This window comes from Halotalea alkalilenta (genome assembly GCF_001648175.1).
Taxonomy (GTDB): domain Bacteria; phylum Pseudomonadota; class Gammaproteobacteria; order Pseudomonadales; family Halomonadaceae; genus Halotalea; species Halotalea alkalilenta_A.
This window is the reverse complement of sequence record NZ_CP015243.1, coordinates 602,085-628,363: the sequence shown is the minus strand read 5'-3', so window position 1 is coordinate 628,363 and position 26,279 is coordinate 602,085. Positions and strand designations below refer to the sequence as shown.

General features: G+C 64.1%; 23 protein-coding genes. 11 read left to right on the top strand and 12 right to left on the bottom strand.

Features of this window, described 5'->3' with window-relative positions:
• Positions 1 to 29 precede the first annotated feature (29 nt).
• The 3 genes from A5892_RS02775 to A5892_RS02765 form a co-directional block, all read right to left on the bottom strand.
• Positions 30 to 2,297: an FdhF/YdeP family oxidoreductase gene (locus A5892_RS02775; RefSeq protein WP_064121503.1), complete on the bottom strand. Its 2,268-nt coding sequence runs from the start codon at positions 2,295 to 2,297 to the stop codon at positions 30 to 32.
• Positions 2,298 to 2,423: 126 nt separating this feature from the next.
• Positions 2,424 to 3,323: a LysR family transcriptional regulator gene (locus tag A5892_RS02770; RefSeq protein WP_064121502.1), complete on the bottom strand. Its 900-nt coding sequence runs from the start codon at positions 3,321 to 3,323 to the stop codon at positions 2,424 to 2,426.
• Between the two features lie 199 nt (positions 3,324 to 3,522).
• Positions 3,523 to 4,428: a LysR family transcriptional regulator gene (locus tag A5892_RS02765; RefSeq protein WP_064121501.1), complete on the bottom strand. Its 906-nt coding sequence runs from the start codon at positions 4,426 to 4,428 to the stop codon at positions 3,523 to 3,525.
• A gap of 88 nt (positions 4,429 to 4,516) precedes the next feature.
• Here A5892_RS02765 and A5892_RS02760 point away from each other — a divergent pair, with 88 nt between their 5' ends.
• From A5892_RS02760 to A5892_RS02745, 4 genes are read left to right on the top strand one after another with little or no spacing between them, the layout of a single operon-like run.
• Positions 4,517 to 5,641, top strand: coding sequence for an alanine racemase (locus A5892_RS02760; protein ID WP_064121500.1), 1,125 nt, complete (start codon positions 4,517 to 4,519; stop codon positions 5,639 to 5,641).
• Between the two features lie 58 nt (positions 5,642 to 5,699).
• Positions 5,700 to 6,998, top strand: coding sequence for a dicarboxylate/amino acid:cation symporter (locus A5892_RS02755; RefSeq protein ID WP_064121499.1), 1,299 nt, complete (start codon positions 5,700 to 5,702; stop codon positions 6,996 to 6,998).
• A gap of 13 nt (positions 6,999 to 7,011) precedes the next feature.
• Complete coding sequence (locus tag A5892_RS02750; RefSeq protein ID WP_064121498.1) at positions 7,012 to 7,410, top strand: RidA family protein; 399 nt, start codon at positions 7,012 to 7,014, stop codon at positions 7,408 to 7,410.
• The gene (locus tag A5892_RS02745; protein WP_064121497.1) at positions 7,407 to 8,087 is read left to right on the top strand and encodes an HAD family hydrolase; all 681 of its coding nucleotides are present in this window, start codon (positions 7,407 to 7,409) and stop codon (positions 8,085 to 8,087) included. The genes A5892_RS02750 and A5892_RS02745 overlap by 4 nt, the downstream gene beginning before the upstream one ends.
• A 68-nt stretch (positions 8,088 to 8,155) precedes the next feature.
• On the opposite strand, the gene A5892_RS02740 is transcribed toward A5892_RS02745, so the two are convergent.
• From A5892_RS02740 to A5892_RS02725, 4 genes are read right to left on the bottom strand one after another with little or no spacing between them, the layout of a single operon-like run.
• On the bottom strand, positions 8,156 to 9,040 hold the full coding sequence (locus A5892_RS02740; protein WP_064121496.1) for an ABC transporter permease: 885 nt from the start codon (positions 9,038 to 9,040) through the stop codon (positions 8,156 to 8,158).
• A gap of 13 nt (positions 9,041 to 9,053) precedes the next feature.
• Positions 9,054 to 10,004: an ABC transporter permease gene (locus A5892_RS02735; protein ID WP_064121495.1), complete on the bottom strand. Its 951-nt coding sequence runs from the start codon at positions 10,002 to 10,004 to the stop codon at positions 9,054 to 9,056.
• A 42-nt stretch (positions 10,005 to 10,046) separates the two neighbouring features.
• Positions 10,047 to 11,726, bottom strand: coding sequence for a peptide ABC transporter substrate-binding protein (locus A5892_RS02730; protein WP_064121494.1), 1,680 nt, complete (start codon positions 11,724 to 11,726; stop codon positions 10,047 to 10,049).
• Positions 11,727 to 11,774: 48 nt separating this feature from the next.
• Positions 11,775 to 13,109: an NAD(P)/FAD-dependent oxidoreductase gene (locus A5892_RS02725; protein WP_064121493.1), complete on the bottom strand. Its 1,335-nt coding sequence runs from the start codon at positions 13,107 to 13,109 to the stop codon at positions 11,775 to 11,777.
• Positions 13,110 to 13,460: 351 nt separating this feature from the next.
• Here A5892_RS02725 and A5892_RS20115 point away from each other — a divergent pair, with 351 nt between their 5' ends.
• Complete coding sequence (locus A5892_RS20115; protein ID WP_190295644.1) at positions 13,461 to 14,264, top strand: IclR family transcriptional regulator; 804 nt, start codon at positions 13,461 to 13,463, stop codon at positions 14,262 to 14,264.
• Here the strand turns inward: A5892_RS20115 and A5892_RS02715 are convergent.
• Both A5892_RS02715 and A5892_RS02710 read right to left on the bottom strand, forming a co-directional pair.
• Complete coding sequence (locus A5892_RS02715; protein WP_064121492.1) at positions 14,254 to 15,555, bottom strand: NAD(P)/FAD-dependent oxidoreductase; 1,302 nt, start codon at positions 15,553 to 15,555, stop codon at positions 14,254 to 14,256. The two genes, A5892_RS20115 and A5892_RS02715, sit on opposite strands and share 11 nt — an antisense overlap.
• A gap of 155 nt (positions 15,556 to 15,710) precedes the next feature.
• Positions 15,711 to 16,790, bottom strand: coding sequence for a mandelate racemase/muconate lactonizing enzyme family protein (locus A5892_RS02710; protein WP_064121491.1), 1,080 nt, complete (start codon positions 16,788 to 16,790; stop codon positions 15,711 to 15,713).
• A gap of 366 nt (positions 16,791 to 17,156) precedes the next feature.
• On the opposite strand from A5892_RS02710, the gene A5892_RS02705 reads away from it, so the two are divergent.
• Entirely contained in the window at positions 17,157 to 17,837 is a 681-nt protein-coding gene (locus A5892_RS02705; RefSeq protein WP_064121490.1) for a LexA family transcriptional regulator, read from the top strand.
• 40 nt (positions 17,838 to 17,877) lie between these two features.
• Here the strand turns inward: A5892_RS02705 and A5892_RS02700 are convergent, their stop codons facing one another.
• Positions 17,878 to 18,951 carry an enolase C-terminal domain-like protein gene (locus A5892_RS02700; protein ID WP_064121489.1) on the bottom strand — a complete coding sequence of 358 codons (1,074 nt, stop codon included), beginning with the start codon at positions 18,949 to 18,951 and terminating at the stop codon, positions 17,878 to 17,880.
• Between the two features lie 1,072 nt (positions 18,952 to 20,023).
• Positions 20,024 to 20,794 carry an IclR family transcriptional regulator gene (locus A5892_RS02695; protein WP_064121488.1) on the bottom strand — a complete coding sequence of 257 codons (771 nt, stop codon included), beginning with the start codon at positions 20,792 to 20,794 and terminating at the stop codon, positions 20,024 to 20,026.
• 137 nt (positions 20,795 to 20,931) lie between these two features.
• Here A5892_RS02695 and A5892_RS02690 point away from each other — a divergent pair, with 137 nt between their 5' ends.
• From A5892_RS02690 to A5892_RS02670, 5 genes are all read left to right on the top strand, one after another.
• Complete coding sequence (locus A5892_RS02690) at positions 20,932 to 21,738, top strand: ABC transporter substrate-binding protein (protein ID WP_064121487.1); 807 nt, start codon at positions 20,932 to 20,934, stop codon at positions 21,736 to 21,738.
• 37 nt (positions 21,739 to 21,775) lie between these two features.
• Positions 21,776 to 22,432: an amino acid ABC transporter permease gene (locus A5892_RS02685; protein WP_064121486.1), complete on the top strand. Its 657-nt coding sequence runs from the start codon at positions 21,776 to 21,778 to the stop codon at positions 22,430 to 22,432.
• Entirely contained in the window at positions 22,429 to 23,169 is a 741-nt protein-coding gene (locus tag A5892_RS02680) for an amino acid ABC transporter ATP-binding protein (RefSeq protein WP_064121485.1), read from the top strand. Before A5892_RS02685 ends, A5892_RS02680 begins: the two co-directional genes overlap by 4 nt.
• A complete protein-coding gene (locus tag A5892_RS02675) occupies positions 23,166 to 24,446 on the top strand; it encodes an NAD(P)/FAD-dependent oxidoreductase (RefSeq protein WP_064121484.1) in 1,281 nt (426 codons plus the stop codon). The genes A5892_RS02680 and A5892_RS02675 overlap by 4 nt, the downstream gene beginning before the upstream one ends.
• 83 nt (positions 24,447 to 24,529) lie before the next feature.
• On the top strand, positions 24,530 to 25,318 hold the full coding sequence (locus A5892_RS02670) for an SDR family oxidoreductase (protein WP_064121483.1): 789 nt from the start codon (positions 24,530 to 24,532) through the stop codon (positions 25,316 to 25,318).
• Positions 25,319 to 25,449: 131 nt separating this feature from the next.
• On the opposite strand, the gene A5892_RS02665 is transcribed toward A5892_RS02670, so the two are convergent.
• Positions 25,450 to 26,046, bottom strand: a complete 597-nt coding sequence (locus A5892_RS02665; RefSeq protein WP_064121482.1) for a hypothetical protein — start codon at positions 26,044 to 26,046, stop codon at positions 25,450 to 25,452.
• Positions 26,047 to 26,279: the final 233 nt, after the last annotated feature.

The window sequence follows — 26,279 nt, the reverse complement described above, 5'->3', positions numbered from 1 at the left end:
AGCGTAACCACCGCTCTCGACCACTGTTCTCAGGCCAATCGCGCGCTCGGCGCCAGCCGTACCGCCACCGACTTGGAGTTGGGGGTATTGCTCTTGATCCCGACCGAGTCGAGCGGAATCAGCGGGTTGGTTTCAGGATAGTACGCCGCCGCACAGCCCTCGGGCGTGTCGTAGGAGACTATCCGGAACGCCTCGGCGCGGCGCGGCACGCCGTCCTCCTCGCGTCCGACCAGATCGACCCACTGTCCATCCTTGAGCCCGAGCCGCTCGATGTCGTTCGGGTTGAGGAAGATCACCCGGCGCATCCCCTTCACACCGCGATAGCGGTCGTCGTAGCCATAGACCGTGGTGTTGTACTGATCGTGGCTGCGCAGGGTCTGGAGCGTCAACCAGCCAGTCTCGCGGGCGAGCCGCTGGTGCAGCACCGCTTCCGGCAGCGGATCGCTCGAGAACTCGGCGAACCCACTGGCCGTGGAGAACTCGCGCCGTGCGCCAGGGTTGCCGAGCCAGAAGCCCCGCGGCTCGCGCACCCGCCGGTTGAAATCGCTGAAGCCGGGGATCACCTCGGCGATCTGATCGCGTATCCGGTCGTAATCCTCGGCGAGCGCCATCCAGTCGACCACCTGGCTGCCGAGCAGCCGCTCGCCGATCCCGCAGATCACCGCGACCTCGGAGCGCAGCATCGGGGATGCCGGGCGCTGGATCCCCGCCGAGCCATGAACCATGCTCATCGAATCCTCGACGGTGATCAGCTGCGGCGTGCCGTCAGCCTTGGCGTCGGTCTCGACCCGGCCGATCACCGGCAGGATCAGCGCGTCGCGTCCGGTGACCAGGTGGCTGCGGTTGAGCTTGGTGCTCATGTGCACGGTGAGGTTGCAGCTCGAGAGCGCCGCTTCGCAGACGTTCGAATCCGAGGTAGCGCGGGCGAAGTTGCCGGCGAGACCGATGAACACTCGGCATGCACCCTCGCGCATCGCACGGATCGCCGAGACGGTGTCATGGCCATGGCCGCGCTTGAGGCTCACTCCGTAGTAGCGCTCCAAGGCTTGGAAGAACCACTCCGGCGCCTTCTCGTTGACGCCCATGGTGCGATCGCCCTGGACGTTGGAATGACCGCGCACCGGGCAGGTGCCCGCCCCCGGCTTGCCGATGTTGCCACGCAGCAGCAGCAGGTTGACGATCTCGCGTACGCTGGCCACCGAGTGCTCGTGCTGGGTGATGCCCATCGCCCAGCAGATGATCGTCGCGTTGGAGCGAATGTAGATCTCGGCGGCGCGGGTGATCTCCGCCCTGGAGAGCCCCGACTGCGCTTCGATCGTCTCCCAAGCGGTGGCCTCGACCACCGCCCGATAGGCATCGACGCCCTGGGTGTAGCGCGCGATGAAGTCGTGATCCAGCGCGTCGCGCTCGAACACCACCTTGGCCATCCCGCGCACGATCGCCATGTCGCCGCCGAGCTTGGGGCAAAGATACATCGAGCTGACCGCCTCGCTGCCGCCGCGCAGCATCTCGAACTTGCGCTGCGGGTCGGCGAAACGCTCGAGACCGCGCTCCTTGAGCGTATTGATCGCGACCACCTCGCAGCCGCGCTCGTGCGCCTCGCGCAGGGTGCCGAGCATGCGCGGATGGTTGGTGCCGGGGTTCTGACCGAAGCTGAAGATCGCCTCGGCGCGCTCGAAATCATCCAGCAGCACGCTGCCCTTGCCGACCCCGAGCGCCTCCCCGAGGCCGACCCCGCTCGCTTCATGGCACATGTTCGAGCAGTCCGGCAGGTTGTTGGTGCCATAGAGCCGGGCCAGCAGCTGGAACGTGTAGGCGGACTCGTTGCACGCCTTGCCCGAGGTGTAGAACAGCGCCTGGTCGGGATCATCGAGCGCGCGCAGGTGATCGGCGATCAGATCCAGCGCATCACTCCACTCGATCGGCACGTAGCGATCGCTCGCTCGGTCGAAGCGCATCGGCCGGGTCAGCCGGCCCTGGTCCTCGAGCCGGTAGTCGTCCCAGCGCTTCATTTCACTGACCGTGTAGCGCTCGAAGAAGGCGTCATCGACCCGCTTCGAGGTGGTCTCCCAGCTCACCGCCTTGACCCCATTCTCGCAGAACTCGAACGACGAGCCATGCTCCGGATCGCCCCAGGCACAGCCGGGGCAATCGAAACCATCGGGCTGGTTGAGCTTGAGCAACGCGCGTACGTTGGCGAGCGGCGCACCGCTGTGGGAGAGGTGCGTGCCGACCGCCTTGAGCGCGCCCCAGCCCGCGGCAGGCCCTTTATAGGACTCGATACGGGGTTTGGACATACGACCTCCTCGACGGCGCACCAGGTGCCAGATAGTGGAAAATTGATCCGACTATCCTAGCGCCGCGCTGGGGAATACCGCCAATCGATGGGAACGATCTAATGATCGACGCCGTCTATCGAAGGTTCAACTGTCCACCGCCTGCGTCGAAAGCGCTGAGATCGCCTCCAACAGCTGGCCAAGACGCGCGGGGAGCGGCTCATCCAGGCGCCAGATCGCCCCGATCCTGGGTACCTCGAGATCGCTCTCGGGCAGCACCCGGACCTCAAGCCCAAGCGGCTCGAGCAGCGAGGAAAAGCCGAGCGGCAGCACCGCGACGCCGTAGCCTTGACCCACCATCAGCGCCAGCGCCGCCATCGAATCGGCCTCGAAGCGGGTCTCGACCGTGAGTCCCACGCGCTCGAACGAGCGCGCCAGCCGGCGACGATGCTGCATCTCAGGCGTCAGCGCACAGTGGGGATAAGCACCGAGCGCGGACCAGTCGAGCGTCTCGGGCAGCTCGAAGCGCCCCCGCGCGGCGAACAGCGCCAGTCGCTCGCGATAGAGCGGGCGCACCGCGAATACATCGGACATCGCCGCAGCGGGGTCGAGATAGCCGAGCGCCAGCTCGACTTCATGATCGGCCAGCGCCTGGAGCAGCGCCGGCATCGCATACTCACGCAGCCTCAGCGGCAATATAGGGAGACGCAGGTCGAGCAACCCCAGCCAGCGCCCCACCTCGGCAAGCGCCGAGGGCACCGCACCGAGCATCAAAGGCTTGCTCGTCGCACGCTCGCCGACCAGCTCCCCGCGCAGCGCCTCGAACTCAGCGAGGATGCGCCGCGCATGGGCGAGCACTCGCTCACCCTCCGCGGTGAAACGCTCGAAGCGCCGCCCACGCTCGATCAGCGGCGCACCGAGCTCCTCCTCGAGCTGCTTCAATCGAGCCGAGAGGGTCGGCTGAGTGACGTGGCACGCCCGCGCCGCACGGCCGAAATGGCGCTCACGGGCGAGCGCGACGAGAAACTTGAGCTGGCGATGATCCATAAGGCACGCCCCTGCATGACCGGAGCTCGAAGGCTAACAGAGCGTCCCACGATACGCAGGGGTTTCACGTGAAACGCCGGGTCGAGGCGATGGGCTCGACTCTCGGCGAATCGAAAGCCCATGCTCCTGGATAGCAAGGATCCAGCTCTGTTTTTCGACCCACTCCAGGCCGATAACGGCCGGTCGCAAAGAGGGCAGTTCAGGCGCGCCAGGGCGGCACGGGTAGGAAAGAGTCTTGCAGGAAACGCATGAAATTGCGGGTCCGCTCCGGTAATCCCTCGCGCTGATGGGTAAGCGCCACGACATTGGCATCCGGCAGTTTCCAGGCCGGCAGCAGTCGCACAAGGCTACCGTCCGCTAAGGCGTCGGCGACATCCCACTCTGAGCGCAGGATGATCCCTTGCCCATCGCATCCCCACTGCTTGATCACGTTGCCGTCATTGCTAATGAGTGACGGGCGAATGCGTATGCTTTGGGTTTTCCGGCCTCGGCTGAGATGCCATAGGGTCACGTCTTCATTGTTCTCGTGCAGCGCGATGCAGGGCTGATGGGCGAGCTGCTCGGGGCTGTCGATTAGACCATGTCGCGCAATGAACGCAGGCGAGGCGCAGATGAACCGGCGATTCGGCGCAAGGGTGCGACACACCAGATTGGACACGCCAAGCTGGCCAATATGGATCACCACGTCGAAGCGGTCGCTCGCTTCCACCATTGGCTGGTCGGACAGGGTCAAAGAAATCTCGACTTCTGGGTGCAGGCTTTTGAACGCCGCAACCGCAGGTGCTACGTATCGCCTGCCAAAGCCAAAGGGCGCGTTGATTTTCAACTTGCCGACAAAACCTCTGCGCCTTTCGTGCAGGTCCTCCAGCAACGCATCGAACTGCTGGAGCAACTCTGCACCGCGAACGCACAAAACCTCACCTTCGTCGGTAAAGCGTAGCTGTCGCGCGGACCGGTCCAGCAGGCGGAGATCGAGTTTCTTCTCCATCTGCTGAAGCCGCTGAGTGACTGCAGAAGGCGTCAGTCCCAATTTGCGTGACGCCTCCAGCAAACTTTTGCTTTCCCGGATGACCAGTAAGAAGCGAATGTCGAATATGTCTGTCATTAAGAATTACTGAATCATAGAGTTATGGGAGGTTAACACGCACGGCGGTTTTGACGGCTTAGAATAGCGCCATTACCGGAGAGAACAAATGGCAGACCTAATCGAAACCCCCGTGCTTTTATTGGATCGCGACCGCTTGGACGGCAATATCCTGCGCATGCGAAACAAGCTGATGCCGTTCGACGTGACGCTGCGCCCACACGTCAAAACCAACAAATGTCTAGACGTCACCGAGCGCCTGTTTGCTGGCGAACGAGGCCCCATCACAGTTTCTACACTGCGTGAGGCGGACTTTTTCTTGGCTGAGGGCTTCACCGACATCTTGTACGGTGTTGGTATCTCCCCGAATAAGTTCGCTCATGCCACCCGCTTGATAGAGCAAGGGGCGAAGTTGAAGCTGGTGCTGGACAATCTCGAAAGCGCTCGCCTATTGGCTGAGTTTGCCTGCAACATCGGGCAGCTCTTCGAAGTACTTCTCGAGATCGACTGCGACGGCCACCGCTCAGGCATCGCCCCGCAGTCGACGCTACTGGTCGAGATCGCCCACTTGCTTAGTAACGCAGGAGTCCGGGTCAGTGGTGTCATGACCCACGCCGGAAACTCCTATGACAGCCGATCGATCGATGAAATCGAGGCTTATGCACGTCAGGAGCGTGCAGCAGTGGTCGAGGCCGCACGGCTGCTCAATGAGGCAGGGTTCGAGCCCTCGATCGTCAGCATAGGTTCCACTCCCACCGCACTGTTCACTCAGGACCTCTCCGGCATCACGGAGGTTCGAGCCGGCGTGTTCGCGTTCTTCGACCTGGTCATGGCTGGGCTTGGGGTGTGCGATGTGCAGGACATCGCTGTCTCGGTACTGACTACGGTCATTGGTCACCAGCCCGAGAAAGGCTGGACCATCGTCGATGCCGGCTGGATGGCGCTGTCTCGCGACCGCGGTACGGCCAAACAGCGCGTGGATCAAGGATACGGCATCGTCTGCGACCTATCGGGCCAGCCCATAGGCGACCTGATCGTTACCGCAGCCAACCAGGAGCATGGAATCATTTCTTCGCGCTCGGGAAATCCCGAATTCATCCCAGAGCTGCCCGTTGGCACTCAGCTACGCATCTTGCCCAATCATGCCTGCGCTACCACCGCGCAGCACGCCGGCTATCACGTCCTGACCGAGGGACGTCGCCTCGGTTACTGGCCACGCATCGCGGGTTGGTAAATATCGGTTCATTTCCACTACCGCCTACTAAATCCACAACACCAAAGGCGTATCTTTCATGATGAAGAACCTCTCAGTCTGGATCCTGATCGGGATGATCCTGGGGGCCGCTATCGGTGCGGTCTTGAATGCCAACTTGAATGAGACCACCGCGCATATAGTGGTGTCGCAATATTTATCGATACTGACGGATCTGTTCCTGCGAGCGATCAAGATGATCATTGCGCCGCTGGTTTTTTGCGGCCTGGTATCGGGCGTCGCCAACATGCAAGACCCCCAGGCCATCGGCCGCATGGGAATGCGCTCTTTAGCCTGGTTTTTCTGTGCCTCGGTGGTGTCGCTACTGATTGGCATCCTGGCATGCAACCTCCTGAATCTGGGCGGGCAGATGGCGGCGCACCTGCCTGCGGCCACTGAAAGTTCAGGCATCGACGTCGCGCCGTTCAATCTGAAGACCTTCATTACCAATATCGTTCCGCAAAGTGTGGTCGATGCCATGGCCAGCAACGAAATCTTGCAGATAGTGCTGTTTGCACTCCTGTTCGGCGTTGCCACCGCAGCGGCAGGCGGAACGGTGAAGAGGCGGATACTGGAACTGACCGATGCGATCTTCGACATCATGTTGAAGCTGACCAGCTACGTCATGTGGTTGGCACCGCTGGGCGTAGGGGCGGCATTGTGCTCGGTCATCACGACCCAAGGCCTGGGCGTCCTGGGCATCTATGGCAAGCTGCTGGGCGGCTATTACCTGGCACTGGCCGTGCTCGCACTGCTGTTGATCGCGGTGGGTTGGCTGATTCTCGGGCCGCGGATCCTACATTTGCTAAGGCTGATTCGCGACCCGCTGCTGATCGGTTTCTCGACCTCGAGCAGTGAAGCGACCTTCCCCAGGACTATCGAGCAATTGCAGCGATTCGGCGTGCCGCGCCGGGTATCCGGGTTCGTGTTGCCGCTGGGTTACTCGTTCAACCTCGACGGCGCCATGCTCTATCAAGCCTTCGCGGTCATCTTCATCGCCCAGGCTTTTCATATAGAAATGACGCTTGCCCAACAGGTCGGGGTGCTGCTGGTGATGTTATTGACCAGCAAGGGAATGGCAGGTGTACCGCGCGCATCTTTGGTAGTGGTCGCCGCTTCATTACCTTCGCTGGGGCTTCCGGTGTCGGGAATGCTACTGCTGCTGGGTATAGATCCGTTTTTCGATATGGGGCGTACGGCGATCAACGTGCTGGGAAACAGTATTGCCACCGCCTCGGTTTCTAAATGGGAAGGTGAGGCTGAGGCTGAGGCCACCCAACCAGCGGTAACCGTAAGTGGGTCATCAAGCGCCCGCGGTGACTACTTATCCAACTCTTGAACGGAGAACGTCAATGCAAACCGTCACATCACCACATCTGCCCACGCCGGGTGGTCATTACTCGCAGGGAGTAATAACAGGTAACTTGCTGTTCGTGTCCGGACAGCTGCCGTTCAATCCGCGGTCGGGCACTTTTCCCGACGGCATCGAGGCCCAGTTCGTACAAGCCATGGCCAATGTCGAGGCGGTGCTGCGTGCTGGTGATGCAACCCTGGCGAATCTGGTAAACGTGCAGATATTCATCTCCGATGTGGCGCACTGGCCAACCGTGAATACCCATTACGCGAGGCTTTTGGGCGCTCACCGACCGGCGCGCGCGATCATTCCATGTGGCGAGCTTCATTACGGAGCGTTGGTGGAAATCACCGCCGTTGCTGAACTCGTCAATCCTGGACAGGAATCCTTGAGATGACCTCGAACTCCACGACAAACCTGCGGCCGACCCAACCCCGCGCTCCGATCGAGCTGGTCCTGTTCGATCTGCTGACTGCCTTGCTGGACTCATGGACACTGTGGAATTCAGTGGCCGGTTCAGAGCACATGGGGCGTACATGGCGCATGGCGTACCTGAAGGCGACCTATGGCTGCGGCAGCTATCGGCCTTATGAAGAATTGGTCGCAGAGGCAGCGATCGAAGTCGGGCTCGGTCGCCAAGCCGCTGCCGAGCTTGAAGCACGCTGGAGCGAATTACAGCCCTGGGCCGAAGCCAAAGCGGTGCTGGCTGCACTCAAGCCGCACTACAAGCTGGGTGTCGTGACCAACTGCTCGGAAAGGCTGGGCCATATCGCCGCGGACCTATTGGGTGTGCCATTCGATGTGGTCGTCACCTCGGAAAAAGCGGGCTTCTACAAACCGGATCCTGCGCCTTATCGCATGGCGCTGGAAATGCTCGGCGTCGCACCGGCCAATGCAGTATTCGTAGCCGGTTCCGCCTATGACCTATTCGGCACCGAGAAGGTCGGGCTACCCACCATATGGCACAACCGCATCGGTTTGACGGCACCTCCGGGAGCTCCCGCGCCCCTGCTCACAAGGCCCACGCTGGAGAGCTTGCCGGCGGACTTGTCGAGCATCCCAGTGGTGGCATGAAGGAGGCGCGTGCCCGAAGGCGATCCGCGGCTCACACCGACGCCGCGGCGCTCGAGGCACTGCCTGCTTCAGCGCTCTTCGCTGCGGGCGTCGAGCGCGTCGCGCAGGCCATCGCCGACGAAGTTGAAGCTGGTTACCGCTAGGGCGATCGCGATACCGGGTACGATCGCAAGCCAGGGTGCCGAACCAAGGTACTGCTGGGCGCTGTTGAGCATGTTGCCCCAGCTCGGCAGCGGCGGCTGGATGCCGTAGCCGAGGAAGCTGATGTAGGCCTCGAGCAGGATCGCCTGGGCGACGGTGAGGGTGGCGGCGACGATGATCGGGCCGATCGCATTGGGCAGCAGTTCGCGGCCGATGATGCGCAAGTGAGAGCTGCCGAGCAGCCGGGCGGCGAGCACGAAGTCGCGCTCACGCAGCGAGCGGGTCTCGGCCTCGACGATCCGTGCGATCTCCATCCAACTGGTGGCGGCGATGATCAGCGTGATCGCCAGCGGGCTGGGTTCGATGAAAGCGGCCAGCACCAGGACCAGGAACACGCTGGGAAAGGCCAGGAAGGCATCGACGATACGCATCAGCGTGGCGCCCACCCAGCCACGTAGGTATCCGGCGATCAGCCCTACCGTGGCACCGAGCGCGACACTGACCAGCATCGCCGAGAAGCCGACCATCAGCGATACCCGCCCGGCCATCAGCAGCCTGGCGGCGAGATCGCGCCCGAGCGGGTCGGTGCCGAAGAAGTGCAGCCCGGTGAAGGGCGGAGCGAAGCGGTTACGAATGTCGATCGAGAGCTGATCGTATGGCAAAAGCCAAGGCCCTACCACGCAGGCAAACACCAGTAGCAGCAGGGTCACGACACCGAACAGCGCGAGGCGATGGCGCAGGAAACGGCGCACGACACGATTGCGCGGCGGCGAGGGATCGGCGACGAGTACCACCGAGTGGGACGTAGTCATGGGTCGCTCTCCTTCAACTGATCCGAATCCGGGGGTCGACCACCGCTACCAGCAGGTCGGCGAGCAGGTTGCCGAGCAGCACCAGCACGGCGCTGAACATCAGGATGCCCATGATCACCGGATAGTCGTTGTAGCCGAGGCTATCGAGGAACAGCCTGCCCATGCCGGGCCAGGTGAACACGGTCTCGGTGACCAGTGCGCCGCCCAGCAGGGTGGGCAACTGCAGGCCGGCGAGGGTGATCATCGGCAGCAGTGCGTTGCGAATCACATGATCGCGCAGCACCCGCCAGTCGGAGAGCCCTTTGGCCTGCGCGGTGCGAACGAAATCCTCGCCGATCACATCCAAGGTCGATGAGCGCATGTAGCGGCTCCAGATCGCGACGTTGACCAGTGCCAGCACCAGGGTCGGCAGCACCAGATGACTGGCGTAGTCGCCGAGCGATTGATCGCCGATGGTGTACATGTTGCCGGCGGGCAGCCAGCCGAGCTCGAGGGAGAACACGTAGATCGCCACCAGGCCGAACCAGAAGGTCGGAATCGACAGCGCGATCATTGCACCGATCGTGGCCAGGTAGTCGAACACCGAGTAGCGCCTGATCGCCCCGAGCACCCCGACCCAGCCGCCGATCACCACCGACACCAGAGTCGAGCTGCCCATCAGCAAAAGCGTCGCCGGCAGATGCCCGCCGATCACCTCGAGCACTGGCCGGCCATCGCGGAACGAGTTGCCCCAATCGCCGCCGAGCAGACGACCGAACCAGTCCAGGTACTGCACCGGCAGCGGCCGGTCGAGCCCCATCTGGGCGGCGATGCGATCGAGCTCCGCCTGGCTCATCCCCGGACTCAGCGAGAACTGCGAAAGCGGCCCGCCCGGGGCGAGATTGAGGACGAAGAAGCCGATCACCGATACCAGCACCAGGATGATCAGGCTCTGCACAAATCGTTGGATCAAAAATCGCGTCATGGCGGTTGCTCCGTGCGAATGTGAGGAGGGCCTGGTTCAGGCTCAGCTCCAGCGCCATGCTTTGACGTTCCACGACTCGATGCGCAGGTTGACGTTGTTTTCGAATCCCTCGAGCCCTTCGCGATGACCGCGCAGGTTGGTGTACTGGAACAGCGGCAGCATCGGCAGCTCGTCGCGGATCAGCTCCTGGAGGCGCAGGTAGATCGGCAGGCGCTGCTCGGGGTCCTGGTTGGCGCCGCCCTCGGCAAGCAGCTGGTCGGCTTCTTCGTTGGCGAACTGGAAGCAGTTCTGCCCCGCCCCGCCCTGGGCGGATATCGCCCTGGAGCCGAAATAGTCGCTGACATCAGGGTCGGCACCGGTGAGGAAGTTGATCCCGACCACCACGCTGTCGAACTGCGACATCGTCCAGTACTCGCCCCACATCACCGCCGGCGGCAGGTTGGAGATGCTCATCTCGACGCCGATCTCACGCCAGGTCTGCTGGATGAACTGCTGCACCTGCTCGCGCACCTGGTTGCCGGCGGTGGTCGAGTTGGTGAAAGAGAGGCGCACCCCGTCCTTGGCGCGAATGCCATCGCCGCCGCGCTCCCAACCGGCCTCGTCGAGCAGCTGGTTGGCGGCGTCGATGTCGAAGCGCTGCTCGGGCAGCTCGGCGTTGTAGTAGCGCGACTGCTGCGGCATGTAGCTCTCGGTGGCGGTCGGCAGCCCGTAATAGAGCGCATCGATGATCGAGGCCTTGTCGATCGCCAGGTACAGCGCCTGGCGCACTTTGGGGTCCTGGAACTGCGGCCGGCCAAGGTTCAGCGCCACCGACTCGACGGACGCGGCGGGCAGCTCGAGCAGCGTACGCCCGCTGATGTTCCTGGCTTCCTCGTAATGATCCGGGGTGATGCCCTGGAGCCCGGTGAAATCGATGTCGCCGGTCTTGTACTGGGTGTAGAGCACGTTGAGGTCGGGCACGTACTTGAACACCGCCTGCTCGATCACCGCGGGCGTATCGAAGTAGTCCGGGTTGCGCCTGAGGCTGATATGGTCGCCGGCCACGCGCGCATCCCACTGGTAGGCGCCGGTGCCCACCGGTGCATTGTTGAACGGGGCACTGTTGGGATCCTCCACCTCGCCGAGCAGATGCTTCGGCACGATGAAAGTCGAGCTCAACAGCGCCGCATAGGGGGCATAGCCACGCTCCATCCTCCAACTGATCTCGGTAGGCGAGATCACCTCGATGTCGCGCACCAGCTCGTGGCCCTGGCGGCGGGAGGCGCGGAAGCTGGGGTTGTTGATCAGATCAATGGTGAACTTGACGTCGTCCGCGGTGAACGGGGTACCGTCATGCCAGGTCACGCCCTCGCGCAGCTTGATCCGCCAGTGCAGGCCATCGCTCGAGATGCCGCCATTGGCGACGCTCGGCACCTCGGCTGCAAGCGCCGGGACGAAATTGCCATCCGGCGCGATCCTGAACAGCGGATCGAACACGTTCCAGTGGATACCCTCGTCCACCTCGATATGGGGCATCAGCGGGTTCATCACCGTCGGCTCCTGGGAAAAGGCGATGATCACCCGCTGCTGGTTGCTTTGCGCCATCACCTGGCCGCCACGGCTCCAGGGCAGCATCATTCCGGCAGCGCCGGCGAGCGCAAGACCGAGCGCCTGGCGCCGGGTCGGATGGGTGAAAAGATCGAACGAACCGCGATTCTGGTTGTGCTTGTTATGGTCGGTCATTCTCTACTCCTGGGCCGGGCCTTGACCCGGCGGGATCGTGGGGGTGGATCAAAAGCCGCCGATGGGCTCCGGGCGGGAGCCGTCACTGAAGCGGGAGAAGCGAAACGGACTCGGGTCGACCAAAGGCGTCACACCGACGACCAGGTCGGCGACCAAGCGCCCGGCACCGGGCCCGATGCCGAAGCCATGGCCGGAGAAGCCGGTGGCGATGTGCAGCCCGGGGACGTCGTCCACCGGCGAGATCACCGGCACGGCATCAGGGGTGACGTCGATACAGCCAGCCCAGCGCTGCGCCACCTGGGCACGGGCGAACAGCGGGAAAGCCTCTACCAGCCGCGAGAAGGCGCGATCGAGCTGGCGCTTGGAGGGGTGTGGGTCGAGCGTGCGGCAGTATTCGAACGGACTGGCCTCGTCGAGCGCCCAGCGCCGGGGCAGGCGTAGCTCGTCGAGAAACCGCCAGCCCAGGCGCAGGCTGAGCGAGCGCCATTCCTGGCGCAGCGCGGCGCTGAAATCGCGGGCATAGCGCAATGAATCGGGCACGATGTCGGCGATGTTGGCATGGCCAGAAGCAACGCTATAGCCGCCATCGGCGCGCCGGCGCAGGGCGAAATCCTCGCTCCAAAGCGCAGCCTCTGGCCCACCTTCGAGCGGCGCGGTTCGCAGCACCGAATTGATCACCTTGAGCTGGGGCAAGCGCAGCCCGAGCGATGCGCAGAACAAGCCGGACCAAGCGCCTCCAGCGAGCACCACTGCGTCGCAGCCGATTCGCCCGCGCTCGGTGACCACCGCGCCGATTCGTCCGGCGGTTCGCTCGATGCCGCGTACCGCGCACTCCGTGAGCACCGCCGCACCGCGCTCGCGCGCACCCTCGGCGATCGCCGGTGCCGCCCACTGCGGCTCGGCGCGGCCATCGCCTGGGGTATAGAGCGCGCCTTCGAGCGCCATGCGGTGGCCGCTTGGCAGCAGCCGATCGAGCTCACCGCCCGAGACCATCTTCGCGCCGACATCGAACGGCGCCAGCTGAGCGCAGGCGCGCTGGTGCTCGGCGTAGCGTTCGGCGTTCTCGCAAGCGAACAGGATACCGGCCCGGGTATAGCCGGTGGCGCGTCCGAGCCGCGCATCGAGCCCGCGCCAGATATCGATCGAGGAGGCCATCAGCGCCAGTTCGCGAGGATCGCGCCGCGAAATCCGCACCCAGCCCCAGTTGCGGCTCGACTGCTCCTGCCCGATACCGCCTTTTTCGCACAGCGCCACCGAATGGCCCCGCTCGGCAAGCTCGAGCGCCGCACTCGCCCCGATGATGCCGCCACCGATCACCACCACCTCGACATGCGAAGGGAGGGTCTCGTCACCATGAAACGTCGTCACCCTGGGACCTGGCATCTATTCCTCCCCCGCCGCGGTACGGCCGTTCCATGCGGCACTCGCCCCCGCTCGCGGGCGGCAACGGGTGACGCGCCGCAGCGAATGGGCACAGCAACCAAGAGTGGATTCGATCGTCGTCGTCATTGTCTGCGTCGCTGTTTCCGTTGTCGTTGTCGTTGGAAATCAGTTGGAAATCCGACCCGACCGTGCGGGCCGGCTTGCATCCGATGCGTGACCCGATGCATCTTGCAAAATGCGCTGGAAGATCGGCCACCGCGCCGAGCATCACCATCGCCAGGCTCGATCTGGCCATGCCCTGCGCTCTCCTCCTTGCGTCGAACCGCGACATCCATCGGGAGAACCGTCACCTTGCCCCTTGATGAATCCCGCACGCCACAGGTCCAGGGCACCCAAACCCTCGATCGCAGCGTCCTGATCCTCAATGCGATCGCCGAGCATGGCGAGCGGGGCGCGGACATCGAGACCCTGATCCAGGTCACAGGGCTAAGCCGGGCGACGCTCTATCGGCTACTGAAGTCGCTCAAGTGCCACGGCTTCGTGCGCGCACCGCAGCGAGGTGGCTATCGGCTCGGCTATGCGCTGCTTTCGCTCGGTGCGCAAGCGGGCAACGATGGCGGCATTCGCGAACTCAGCAGGCCAGCGCTGATGCGCCTGGCCGAGCGTTTCGGCGAGCGCTTTTTTTTGTTCGTCGAGGACGGCTACCATGCGCTCTGCCTCGAGCTCCAGGAGGGCTGTCATCGCACCTCCAGTTTCACCCGAGGGGTCGGCGGGCGCGTGCTGTTCGGCGTCGGCCAGGCCTCGGTGGCGCTGCTCGCCCACCTGCCCGCCGGGCAGCGTGAGCGCATCCTCAATCAAAATGCGCCGCGGCTTGCGCGCGAATACTGCATCGAGCTCGGTCCGCTGAACGACGCGATCAAGGCGGTACGGCGCGACGGCTACACCGCCGGGGTCCTCGATCAATGTCTCAGCGCCTACACCGGCGTCGCCGTCGCGCTGCTGGATCCGCAAGGCCATCCGCTCGGGGCGCTGAGCTGTGCGCTGCCCAACGTGCGAATGACCGACCGCTACCGGATGACGCTGGCCAAGGCGATGCACGCGGAGGCCACGCTGATCGTCCAGCGCGCGCTCGACCCACAGCGCTTCATCCGTTGAACCGAGCCAGCCGATAGGGCGTCGGATCGACCAGCGGCGGCGCCTCGCAGACCATGTCCGCCATCAACCGTCCCGCGCCGGGCCCAATGCCGAAACCATGGCCGGAAAAGCCGGTCGCGAGGTGAAAACCTGGTATCGCCGCGACCCGGTCGATCACCGGTACCGCATCCGGGGTAACGTCGATCATGCCACCCCAGTACTGGGCGATGCGCGCCTTGGCGAAGGCCGGGAACTGCGCGCGGATCATCTCCAGCGCACGTTCAGGGTAGGCATCGATCGGCCTCGGATCGAGCAGCCGCTCGCGCTCGAAAGGACTCGGCGCATCCACCGCCCAGCGATTGGGCGTACGCAGTGCGGCCAGGCTGTGGGCGTTGACCCGCAGCCGGTACTCATGACGGTGCGCACGCACCAGCGGTATGAAATCGTTGAAGTAGCGAAAGCTATCCGGACAGAGCGGGGCTACGTTGGCATTGCGCAAGGCGATGGTATAGCCGCCATCGGCGCGTTTGCGAAAAGCGTAGCGGCTGGTCGCAATAGCGAACTCGGGGGCGTCTTCGAGAGGCTCGGTGCGCAGTACCGAGCCGAGCACCCGAAGCTGCGGCAAACGTATGCCGAGCGTGCGGCAGAACAGGCTCGACCAGGCGCCGCCGGCGAGCACCACAGTGTCGCAGTCGATCCGGCCAAGCTCGGTGAACACACCCTGTACCCGGCCGCTTTCGAGCGCGAGCCCACGGGCCGCGCAGGGAACGAGGATCTTCACCCCCAGCTTGCGCGCGCCCTGGGCGATCGCCGCGGAGGCGACGTCGGGCTCGGCACGACCGTCACTCTCGGTCCAGAGCCCGGCGCGCCAGCCGGCCGGCACACCCCCGGGGAGCAGCGCCGCCAGGGCATCGCGATCGAGCAGTCTCGCTTCACTGCCGAGCGAGCTGGACTGGGCGAGCCACGCTTTTTGCGTCTCGGTTTCGGCATCGCTCTCGCAAGCGTAGAGAATCCCGCTGCGGACGAAGCCGGTGTCGTGCTCGAGGGTGTCGCGCCAGCCTTCCCACAGCTTGAGGCTCTCGATCGCGAGCGGGATCTCGGCAACGTCCCGCCCCATGGTCCGACACCACCCCCAGTTGCGGCTCGACTGCTCGTGAGCGATGCCGCTCTTGTCGAGCAGCACCACCGCAAGGCCACGCTCAGCGAGGAAATACGCGGTGCTGACACCCACGATGCCGCCGCCGATCACCACCGCGTCGGCGCGCTTGGGCAGGGCTGAGTCACTGGCGACCTGAGCGATTCGAGGGTACATGGGCGTCCCATGGGAGGTGAACGATTGGTCTCCCGGGTTCTAGCACCCGCCGTTCGCCGCACTCAAGCAGCCTCGTGAACCTGGCCGTCATCGTCTCACAAAGTGGGATTCGGCCTTGTCGCCAAGCTCAATGCACCAGACTCAATGCGCAAGGCTCAGTGCATCATGTTCAGCACGCCGTCGTGCAGCGCATCCTGGTCGAGCCGCACACCTAGCCCCGGACCCTGGGGGACCTCCAACTGGCCATTGGCATCGAGGCGCCAGTGCGGGACGACCATCGATTCGAGGCCGGTACTGGCGAGCGGAAGGTCGATGAGATCGCTATCGGTGAAGGCGCTGGCAAGATGCAGGTCGGCGGCGAGGCTGAAGGGGTCGTGGCCACCGCGCAGGCTGGGATTGATACCGAACGATTCGGCGCAGCGACCTAGCCGCAACGCAGCACCCAGTCCGCCACAGCGACTGCTGTCGAGGGTGAGCAGGTCGACCGCCTGGGCACCGATCAGCGCCTGCCCCTCGGCCCGCTCGCGAGGGCCGATGGCCGCAGCGATCGGCAGCCGCGCGTAATCGCGCAATTGGCGGTAGGAACCGGTGTCGCAGCTGGGGAAGTGGACCTCGAAGGCCTGGACGCCATGATCGTCGAGCATGTCCGCGGTACGCTTGGCCCACTTGAGATCGGTAGGGCGACCTGTGCCATCGGCGACCAGTAGGGTTAGCTCCTCGCCGATGGCGCGCATCGCGCGGCCGACGAGACGTTCGTCATGGCGGGGTTCGAGCCGGCCGAAGTCGCCACCGTGGAGGCGAAAGGCCTTGCAGTTGGCCGCCTTGAGCGCCTCGATCTGGGCTTCGAGCCGGCCGTTCTCGGAAAACTCGAGAATGGCGCAGCCGGTCACTCGCTGACGATGATGACCGCCGAGCAGCGTGCCCACCGATAGCTCGACGACGTGGCCGAAGATGTCCCACAGCGCAAGCTCGATCACCGCGATCACCCGGGCGAAGGTCAGGCAATCGCCCCAGTGAGCGCGCATCCGCTCGCAGCTGAGGTGCACCTCCAGCGCGCTGGCATCGCGATAGAACGGCTGCAGCTCCTCGAGCACCGCGCTGGTCAACGTTGGGCTATACCCCACGCAGCCATGGCCGATCAAACCCTCGTCGGTGACGACCTCGAGCAGAGTGCGGGTGCCACCGTTTCCACCAGGGGGGCGCAGGCCGATGACATTGATGTCGGTGATCTTCAATGCAGCCTCCATTGACGAGTCAGCCTTTGATCAGTCGGCAGTGAGCTATGGGCGCAAACGGCCTGACCCGGTAATATGCCGAGTCAAGAGCGTTCATCCCTTCATCGCTCGCAGGTTCGCACCATGCGCCTTGGGAAAGATGAACATTGATGTGGCGAAGACGACATCACCGACGACATCTCGCTCACCAAAGCACCATAAAAGGCGGATGACGAAGCAATATACCACCACAAATGCAGAATAAACCAACTTAAGCGTTGACACTACCAATGTCGCCAAGGGATTTCAACATGGTTACGCAAACATTCCACCTGTATGCATAACTCAGACCCAACGACTACACCAAGGCAGAGGGAAGATGCCCTGATGTCAGAATCAGAACAGCCCGAGCAACGTCAGCCTGATGACGAGATCGCAGCAGGATTCCCCGAACGCATTGCGATAGTGATCGATCACTTCAAAACCAAATCGGCGGCAGCGAAGATCGCCGGTGTCGATGCCAACACCATCGGTCGATGGACCGAGCGCGCGGCGACGCCCAATCCCAAGCTGCGCAATCTGGTGCCGCTGCTCAAGCGCACGGGCATCTCGATGGATTGGCTGATCAGCGGAGAAGGCGCGCGTTACCTGCGACCACCCCAGGAAACACGTGAGCCCAGCGCTGACTACGTACTGGTACCGCTGCACCCCGCCAGCCCCGACCACCAGTCCCCCGCGCACCTGCCGGTCACCAGCGAGGAGCTGACGCTGCGCCATCTCGAGCTCAAGCGATTGGCCGCGTTCGTGATCGAGGAAGATGCCATGCAACCGCTGCTGGAGCGTGGCGACATGGTGCTCGTCGACCTTACCCGCACCACGCCCAGCAGCGCTGGCATCCATATGGTGAAGTTCAAAGGCGAGCTGCTCGCCCGACGCCTCCAGCGCACGATGAATGGACTTACCCTGGTGTGCGAAGATCCGAGTCTCGAGAACGTAGCCGTGCCTGAGGATTCGCTCGATGCACTGACGGTGCTCGGCAAGATCGTCTGGACCGGTCGCTGGGTCTGAATGCGCTAGGGCATGTCAACGCGCCCTGAAACGCCAAGACTCAGACCGCAAGCGCGAGCCGGTGCCATACACGGCTCGTCTCTCCATTGCCGCCTGGATCGCGGCCCAGCCCGGGACCAGTGGGCAGGCTGACTCGCCCACTGGCATCCAACCCCGGAAGCGTTGCGCGCCAATCAAGGCCTCGTCGCTCCACCCCTACCGCTGCTGCGCACTCGATCGCCTTCACCGCCCCGAGCGCCGCGGAGAAGTGAAGCTGGGCGGCCAGACCCAGCCAGCTCGGCAAAGCGACGGGGACCAGCCGATTCCCGCCCGCCATTGCTCTGCACCCGATGCCGAGCAGCGCACTCGGTCCACAGCCACCGAGCAGGTTGGGCCGATAGAGCCCCGGCACCGATCGCTCGCTCAAGGCGAGGTAGTTGACCCAACCCGCCATACCCGAGGGAGCGGCGATCGCCACGGACGAGCGGCGGGAGAATTCAACGTGCCTGGCAAGGTCATTCGCCACCAGAGGAGGCTCGAGCCAATCCACTCCCAGCTCGGCGAGTGCCGCGCAGGTGGACGCCAGGTCATCCTCCGCGCAACCGCGCGCATCGATCGCCAGCCGCGTCTCGGCACCGAGGCGGGCACGCAGCCGCGCGATTTCATCGATATCGAGCCGTGTATCGCATTCGAGCAGGAAAGCGCGAAAGCCATGCGACCATAGCCGCTCCAGCCGGCTCTCGCGCAGCGCCACCTGGCTCAAGGGCAAACGCGCGAAAGCCGGCCAACTGGCATCGGCACTGCCGCCGAGCAGTACCCCCAACGCAGTCCCGCGCTGGCGCGCGTGAAGATCGCAGAGCGCAAGATCGAGCCCCGGCAGCATCACTGCAAGCTCCGAGCGGCGCCCCACCGCTGCGCTGAGTGGACTGAGCCAGCTGCCGAGGCGAGACACATCGAGCGTCTCGATCACCGCCGACAACCCACGTAGCATCTCCTTGACCCGCAGTGGAGTCGCCGCGATACAGCCCACACCGCGGTTTCCCGAGCGGTCGTGCAGCGCAATCAAGGCCAGAGGGCCTTCGTTCGACTCCTCCGGCAGCCGCAGCTCCGAGATACCGATCTCCTCTATATTCATATCTTCGCTCTCCACCCTATAACCGATTGCATGTTCGCCGTAAGCGCGGCTCGGGTATCGAATAACCCTTCGCGACGCATAAGACAGCGGATTATCTATCGGCCTGTTGGCGCGAATCTGTCAGAATTTTCTCTAAAATCCAGCTGTCGAGCAGATCGCGACCGGGCAGATTAAGCCTCGACAGGGAGGAAAAGAACGCATCCAACCCAATCGAACGCATGCCTTGGCCGGTGTACCCATGCGTCCCGCGTGGAGATAAGCGTGGCGAGTCGGCAGCGCCTCTACAGGCACGGCCCCGGCGACCGGTTGGGTATCGGGGTGCTGCGATTGCATCCGCTCGCTGAGGGCGGCGACCCGGCGATCGTGGTGAGCTTCACCAGATTCGTAGCGAAACCTTTGTCATTTCACCCACACCAATCATCTTTATATGTGCGAATAAAACCCTATTTTTTATTTCTATTGATTAGTTTAATTTTCAATGATTGATTACTAAAAATTAATGGAACCAACATTCAAGATGAGAGATGAAAAACGCCGACAGTCGGGCTCAGTCTGGTGACGTTCTCTGTCGCTCCTTCGACCTTTCCGATCGAGTGGACGCGAGAAACGCCAGCGCCCAACGCAGCCTTTTACCCTCTATTGCGCCCAGCGAAAAATTCAAATCGGTTGGAAGGCACGGCATCACCTTCAAATATCTAGTCGGCAGCTTGCCCACCACAAGGTGCGACCTGAGTGAAGGAATTCGGCTAAAAGTACATCTCCGATCACCTCCCACTTCAAGCGGTTTTCCACGCGCCAAGGCTCGTCTGGCGGCGAGTTCTTCGGCTCATCGTGTGCGCCGGGAGCGATAAACCGTTCGTCCCGAGCGGCGCCATACGCGCCAAGGTTGAATACCGGCTCGGCAACGGGGGCGCCAGTCGAGGGATCATCCTCGACGCCGGGGCCGTGGCTCGAGACGCTTCCGAGCATCCTGAGCGAGTACCGCGAGTCGAAGGGGCCTCGCTCCTCACCACGAACGGGCCGATAAACCCACCCTCGCTCCCATCACGAACGGATGCGACGGTTGCGCTCATCAGCGCCCCCGAAACGATCCGCTGATGTTGCGCGCGCAGTCGATCAGCAGCGGTGCCAGCCGCGCTTCGGCCTCTTCGAGCCGCCAGCGGCTGGTGGGCGCGACGATGTGCACGGCGGCCAGCGGCTGGCCGAGACTGCCGACTACCGGTGCGGCGAGGCTCATGTCGCCGAGGAAGAGCTCCTCCGCTTGGCTCGAGAAACCTCGCCTGCGGGCAAGTTCGATACGCTCGAGGATCTCTCGGCTCTCGACCAGGGTGTGCTCGGTATGGCGCGGACGCGGGCTCTGCTCGACCAGTGCTCGGGCGGTGTCCTGGTCGAGCGCGCTGAGATAGGCGCGCCCCGCCCCTGAGCAGTACATCGGGATGCGGCTGCCGATCGGCATGTGGATCGGAATGAAACGATGGGCGACGAAGCGCGCGACGTAGACCATCGAGTCACCGTCGGGCTCGGTCAGATTGACGGTCTCCTCACTGAGCCGCGAGAGCTCGGCGAGATAGGGGTTGGCGACATCGAGCAGCGCGTCACCGGCGAGATAGTTGTAGCCGAGCTCCATCACCTTGGGTGTCAGGCGCATCCGTCGAGTGCCAGGCTCCTTGGCGAGGTAACCGAGCAGCTCCAGCGTATGAACCATGCGCTGCGCGGAGCTTTTGGTGATCTCCGCGCGCTCGGCGATCTCGGCAAGACTCAGTGTCGATCGCCCGACGCCGAACGCCTTGAGCACCGCGAGGCCCTTTTCCAGCGATTGGTTGAACAGCGGATCCTGCGGCATGTACCACCTCTTCGTATCGAATATCGATACGATAATATCTATTTACGATTCAAGTGCAATGAATTATGTTTTTACCGCTGCGCTTACCGATTCTTCCTGCCTCAACAACCATAACGACTCTCTTCAGGAGAAACGCGATGCCATTCCGGCTGATTCGCCAGGCCAGGCGCCTGGTCACCTTGCTTGCCGTTCCACTGGCGCTCGCCGCGCCGCTCGCGGCGCAAGCCGAGGAGACCTTCAAGGTCGGCGCGACCCCCACGGGGATCCCATTCACCTTCCTCGATATCTCGACCCAGCAGATCCAGGGACTGATGGTCGATATCGCCGCCGCCCTCGGCGAGGAGCAGGGCTTTTCCATCGAGGTCCAGCAGACCCCTTTCGCCTCGCTGATCCCTTCGCTCACCACCGGGCGCATCGACATCATCTCAGCGGCGATGCTCAAGACCGAGGAGCGTGAGCGCACGGTGTCGTTCACCGATCCGGTCTACGCCTATGGCGAAGGTCTGGTGGTCAGCGCCGATGACGATACGCCCTACGCCTCGATGCAGGATCTCGCCGGAGAAGTGGTCGGCGCCCAGGTCGGCACCACCTTCTACGATGCGCTGGTGCGCTCGGGAGTCTTCAAGGAGGTGCGCAGCTACGACTCGATCAATGACATGTTCCGCGATGTCGCCCTCGGCCGGATCAAGGCGGTATTCGCCGACGCCCCGATCATCGACTACCAGCTCGCCCATGGCGCAGGTGACCGGCTCAAGCGGGTGCAGAGCTATGAACCGGTGGTCAGCGGCGACGTCTGCCTGGTCGTGCGCAAGGACGATGAGGCACTGCGCGAGCGGCTCAACCAAGGGATAGCGACGCTCAAGGCCAATGGCCGGCTGGCCGAGATCATTGCCCAGTGGGGCCTCGACGAGAGCAATCTCGACACCCAGCCGAGCGATGGCTGAACGACGGCTGAGCCCGTTCCACTTCCCGGGGTGAATCATGTCCTTCGATACCATCGCAAGCTACATGCCGCTGCTGCTCCAAGGGGCGCTGGTCACGGTACAGGTCACCGTGCTCTCGTTCGTGATCAGCACCCTGCTCGGCCTGTTGCTGGCTTTGATGACGGTCTCCAAGGTGGCGCCGGTGGCGCTCGCCGGCCGCTCGATCGTCAACGTGATCCGCGGCCTGCCGATCATCGTCCAGCTGTTCTACATCTACTTCGTACTGCCCGAGTTCGGCATCGATCTCACCGCCTTCCAGGCCGGAGTGATCGGTCTCGGCATCGCCTACAGCGCCTATCAGGCGGAGAACTTCCGTGCCGGCATCGAGGCGATCGATCCCGGACAAATCGAGGCCGCCGAATCGCTGGGCATGAAGAGCGCCAAGGTGATGCGCCGGGTGGTGCTGCCCCAGGCACTGCGAATCGCGCTGCCGCCCTATGGCAACACCCTGGTGATGATGCTCAAGGACTCCTCGCTGGTGTCGACCATCACCGTCGCCGAGATGACCCGCCAGGGCCAGCTGATCGCCGCCTCGACCTTCGACAATCTCACCGTCTACACCCTGGTGGCACTGCTCTACCTGGCCCTGAGCCTGCCGCTGACCTTCATGCTGCGGCGGGTCGAGAAACGCTTCGCGATCGGAGGCAAGCGATGATCACCATCGAGGCACTGCACAAGAAGTTCGGCGAGACGCCGGTGCTCAAGGGGGTCGATCTGCGCGTCGAGCGCGGCGAGGTGATCTGCCTGATCGGCCCGTCCGGCTCGGGAAAATCGACCCTGCTGCGCTGCATCAACGGCCTCGAGCACTATGACGACGGTATCGTCGAAGTGCTCGGTACCCCGGTCGACCGGGACAAGAAGAGCATCCACGAGATCCGCACCCAGGTTTCGATGGTGTTCCAGCGCTTCAACCTCTTTCCCCATCGCAGCGTGCTCGAGAATGTGATGGAAGGGCCGCTTCATGTGCAAAAGCGCCCCCTCGCACAGGTGCGCGAGGAGGCACAGGCCCTGCTCGACAAGGTCGGCCTCGGCCATCGTGGCGATGCCTATCCCCAGCAGCTCTCCGGCGGCCAGCAGCAGCGGGTGGCGATCGCCCGCGCCTTGGCGATGAAGCCGAAGGCGATCCTGTTCGATGAGCCGACCTCGGCGCTCGATCCCGAGCTGGTCGGCGAAGTGCTCAAGGTGATGCGCAACCTCGCCGCGGAGGGCATGACCATGGTGGTGGTAACCCATGAGATGGGCTTCGCCCGCGAGGTCGCCGATAAAGTCTGCTTCCTCCACGATGGCCGGCTGGTCGAATCCGGCCCTCCCGAACAGGTGCTCGGCGCGCCCGAGCATCCGCGTACGCGGGAGTTCCTGCGCCGAATTCTCGATTCAGGAGATGCACCATGAGCGCTCTGCCGATGCCCGACTCGCTGTGGGCCGCCACCGCCATCGCCGCCCCCGAGTGCGCACCGCTCGACACCGATCGGGAGGTCGACGTGGCGATCGTCGGCGCCGGGTTCACTGGGCTCACCACGGCCCTGCATCTCGCCGAGCGCGGTGTCTCCACCGCGGTGATCGACGCAGGCCAGCCCGGCTGGGGCGCCTCGGGACGCAACGGCGGCCAGGTGATTCCCGGGCTCAAGGACGATCCCGATGCGCTGGTGGAGAAATTCGGCGAGCGCGGAGAGGCGCTGATCGAGGTGATAGGCCGCGCCGCCGACGAGGTCTTCGCCCTGATCGAGCGCCACGGCATCGACTGTCAGGCGGTCCGCGGCGGCTGGATCCAGCCCGCGCTCTCTAATACGGCCCTGCGCACCATCGAATCGCGCGCCGAGCAATGGCGTCGCCGCGGCGTGGCAGTGGAGTGGCTCGACGCGCAGGGGGTCACCGCGCGCACCGGCGCAAGCGGCTACCTGGGCGGCTGGGTCGATCCTCGTGCCGGTGCGGTGCAGCCGCTGAGCCTGGCGCGCGGTATCGCTCGCGCGGCGCAGCAGCAGGGGGCGGCGATCCATGGCGGTACCCGGGCCCAACGCCTGCATCGCGAAGGCAAGCACTGGGTACTGACCACCGCCCAGGGCGCGCGGCTGCGCGCCGAGCGGGTGGTGCTGGCGACCAACGGCTACAGCGATGGGCTGTGGCCGGGGCTCAGCCGCACTTTGATCGCCGCGCAGAGCTTCATCGTCGCCACCGCACCGCTGGCGCAGCACCACGCCGTCGGGATCCTCCCCGGCGGCGCGGTCTGCTCGGATGGCCGCCACCTGCTGCTCTATTATCGCCTCGACGCCGCCAACCGCCTGCTGCTCGGCGGACGTGGACCGTTTCGCGAGGCCCGCGGCGCAGCCGACTGGGCCCATATCGAGCGCAACCTGACCGAGCTGTTCCCGGCGCTGGCCGGGCATATCCGGATCGAGCACCGCTGGTGCGGACGCCTGGCGCTGACCCGTGACCATCTGCCCCACTATCACGAGCCGGCGCCCGGAATATCGATACTGCTCGGCTACAACGGACGCGGCGTGGCGATGTCGAACACCCTCGCTCGCCATCTCGCCGCACGGCTGGCCGGTGAGTCGGCACCCTTCCCGCTGCCCATCACCCCGATCAGGCCGATTCCCCTGCATGGGCTGCAGCGGCTCTACTTCGGCACCGCGGTGAACTACTACCGGCTGCTCGACAAGCTGGCCTAGCCCATGGGCGACGTTGCCCAGCGGCGAGCACCGCGCTAGCGTGGAAGATCGAACCGATCGAAGCGCCGTCGAGGAGGGCACGCATGGACTTAGGGATCGCCGGACGCTGGGCACTGGTGTGCGCGGCGAGCAAGGGACTGGGACGCGCGAGCGCCGCCGCGCTGGCTCGCGAGGGGGTGAACCTGGTGGTCAATGCGCGCGACCCCGACACGCTGGTCGACACCGCCGCTTGGCTGCGCACCCTCGACACCTCGATCGAGGTGATCGCGGTGCCGGGCGACATCACCACGGCGAGCGTACGCGAGACCGCGCTCGCCGCCGCGCCGCAGCTCGACATCCTGATCAACAACGCAGGCGGGCCGCCGCCAGGGGACTTTCGCGACTGGACGGCGCAGGACTGGCAGCGGGCGGTGAATGCCAACATGATCACTCCGATCGAACTGATCAAGGCGTGCGTCGACGACATGGCAGCGCGCGGCTTCGGCCGGGTGGTCAACATCACCTCGTCGTCGGTCAAGGCACCGATCGAGGCCCTCGGCCTCTCCAACGGCGCCCGCGCGGGGCTCACCGGCTTCGTCGCCGGCATCGCCCGCCAGGCACGGCTTGCCGGCAACAATGTGACGATCAACAACCTGCTGCCCGGCAGCTTCGATACGGGGCGGCTGCGCGGCAATCTCGCCAGTGAGGCCAAGGGCAGCGGCAAATCCGTCGAGCAGACCGCCGAAGACCGGCAAGCGAAGATCCCCGCCGGACGATTCGGCGATCCAGATGAGTTCGGCGCCTTCTGCGCCTTCCTCTGTAGCGCCCATGCCGGCTACCTCACCGGCCAGAACGTGCTGCTCGATGGCGGCGCCTATCCGGGTACCTTCTAGCGAGTCTGGTCATCCGCTGGGCCGGGCCCGTTCGCCAGGGGGCCGAGGGATGGGAGGTTGGCGACGAGTCATGGTTCGACTGCCCTCGTGCCTCGGGCGCTCACCACCAACGCTACCGATCGATCACGCGGCTAGTCCACGTCCTGCGATGCCAGCGTCTCGCGGCGGTAGCGGGCACCGGCCGATGCCTCCACTGCGGAGGACACCGCCACGGCGAAGTCGATCAATGCCCGCTGCGCTGCGCTGCGATTGAAACTGGTCTCCTCACCGTAGGTCACCCCGGGCTGCAGGATCAGGTTGCGGCCGTCGAAACGCGTCGCGCAGACCAGGTAGAGGTTCTGGTGTTGGCGATCGTCGGCCAGCACGCAGGGCAACGAGCGGCCATGTTCGCCATAGCCCAAGCGGATACGTTCGGCGCGATAGCGACCGCGATCACTATGGAAAGCGTAGGCCATGTCGAGATAGTGCTCGGTAGCGCGAGGATCGCTGCCCGCCTCGACCCAGGCGGTGCCTGCGATGTCAGCGCCGCGATAGACCGCCCGCTCGAGCGCACGGCCGGGCTGGCGCTCGAGTTCGGTGAGCTGCAGCCCATCGAGACGTTCGGGAAAGGCATCCACCGGCTCGAACGCCGGCTGTGACGATGGCACATCGGCCGGACTCGCCACCGCATACGCCAGCGGCGATGAGAGCAATGACATGAGCAGTAGAGAGAAGACGAAGAGCGGCATCGAACACCTCGAACGACGATAGCCTCTCGATTATCACCGACCGCGCCCGCCGTCTCGGTAGCATTTGCCCTCCCTTTGGTTGTCGCTGCGATTCACACACGCTGTTCGATGTATCCACCTGCTAGCATATTGTCGATTCAAGTTACTCCACGTTCGATCTACCGCAGCCCGGGTTCGGCGTGCTTGCACTTGCCTCTGTCCTGCTCTCTGCTATGTCGTCGCTCCAGCGGCCC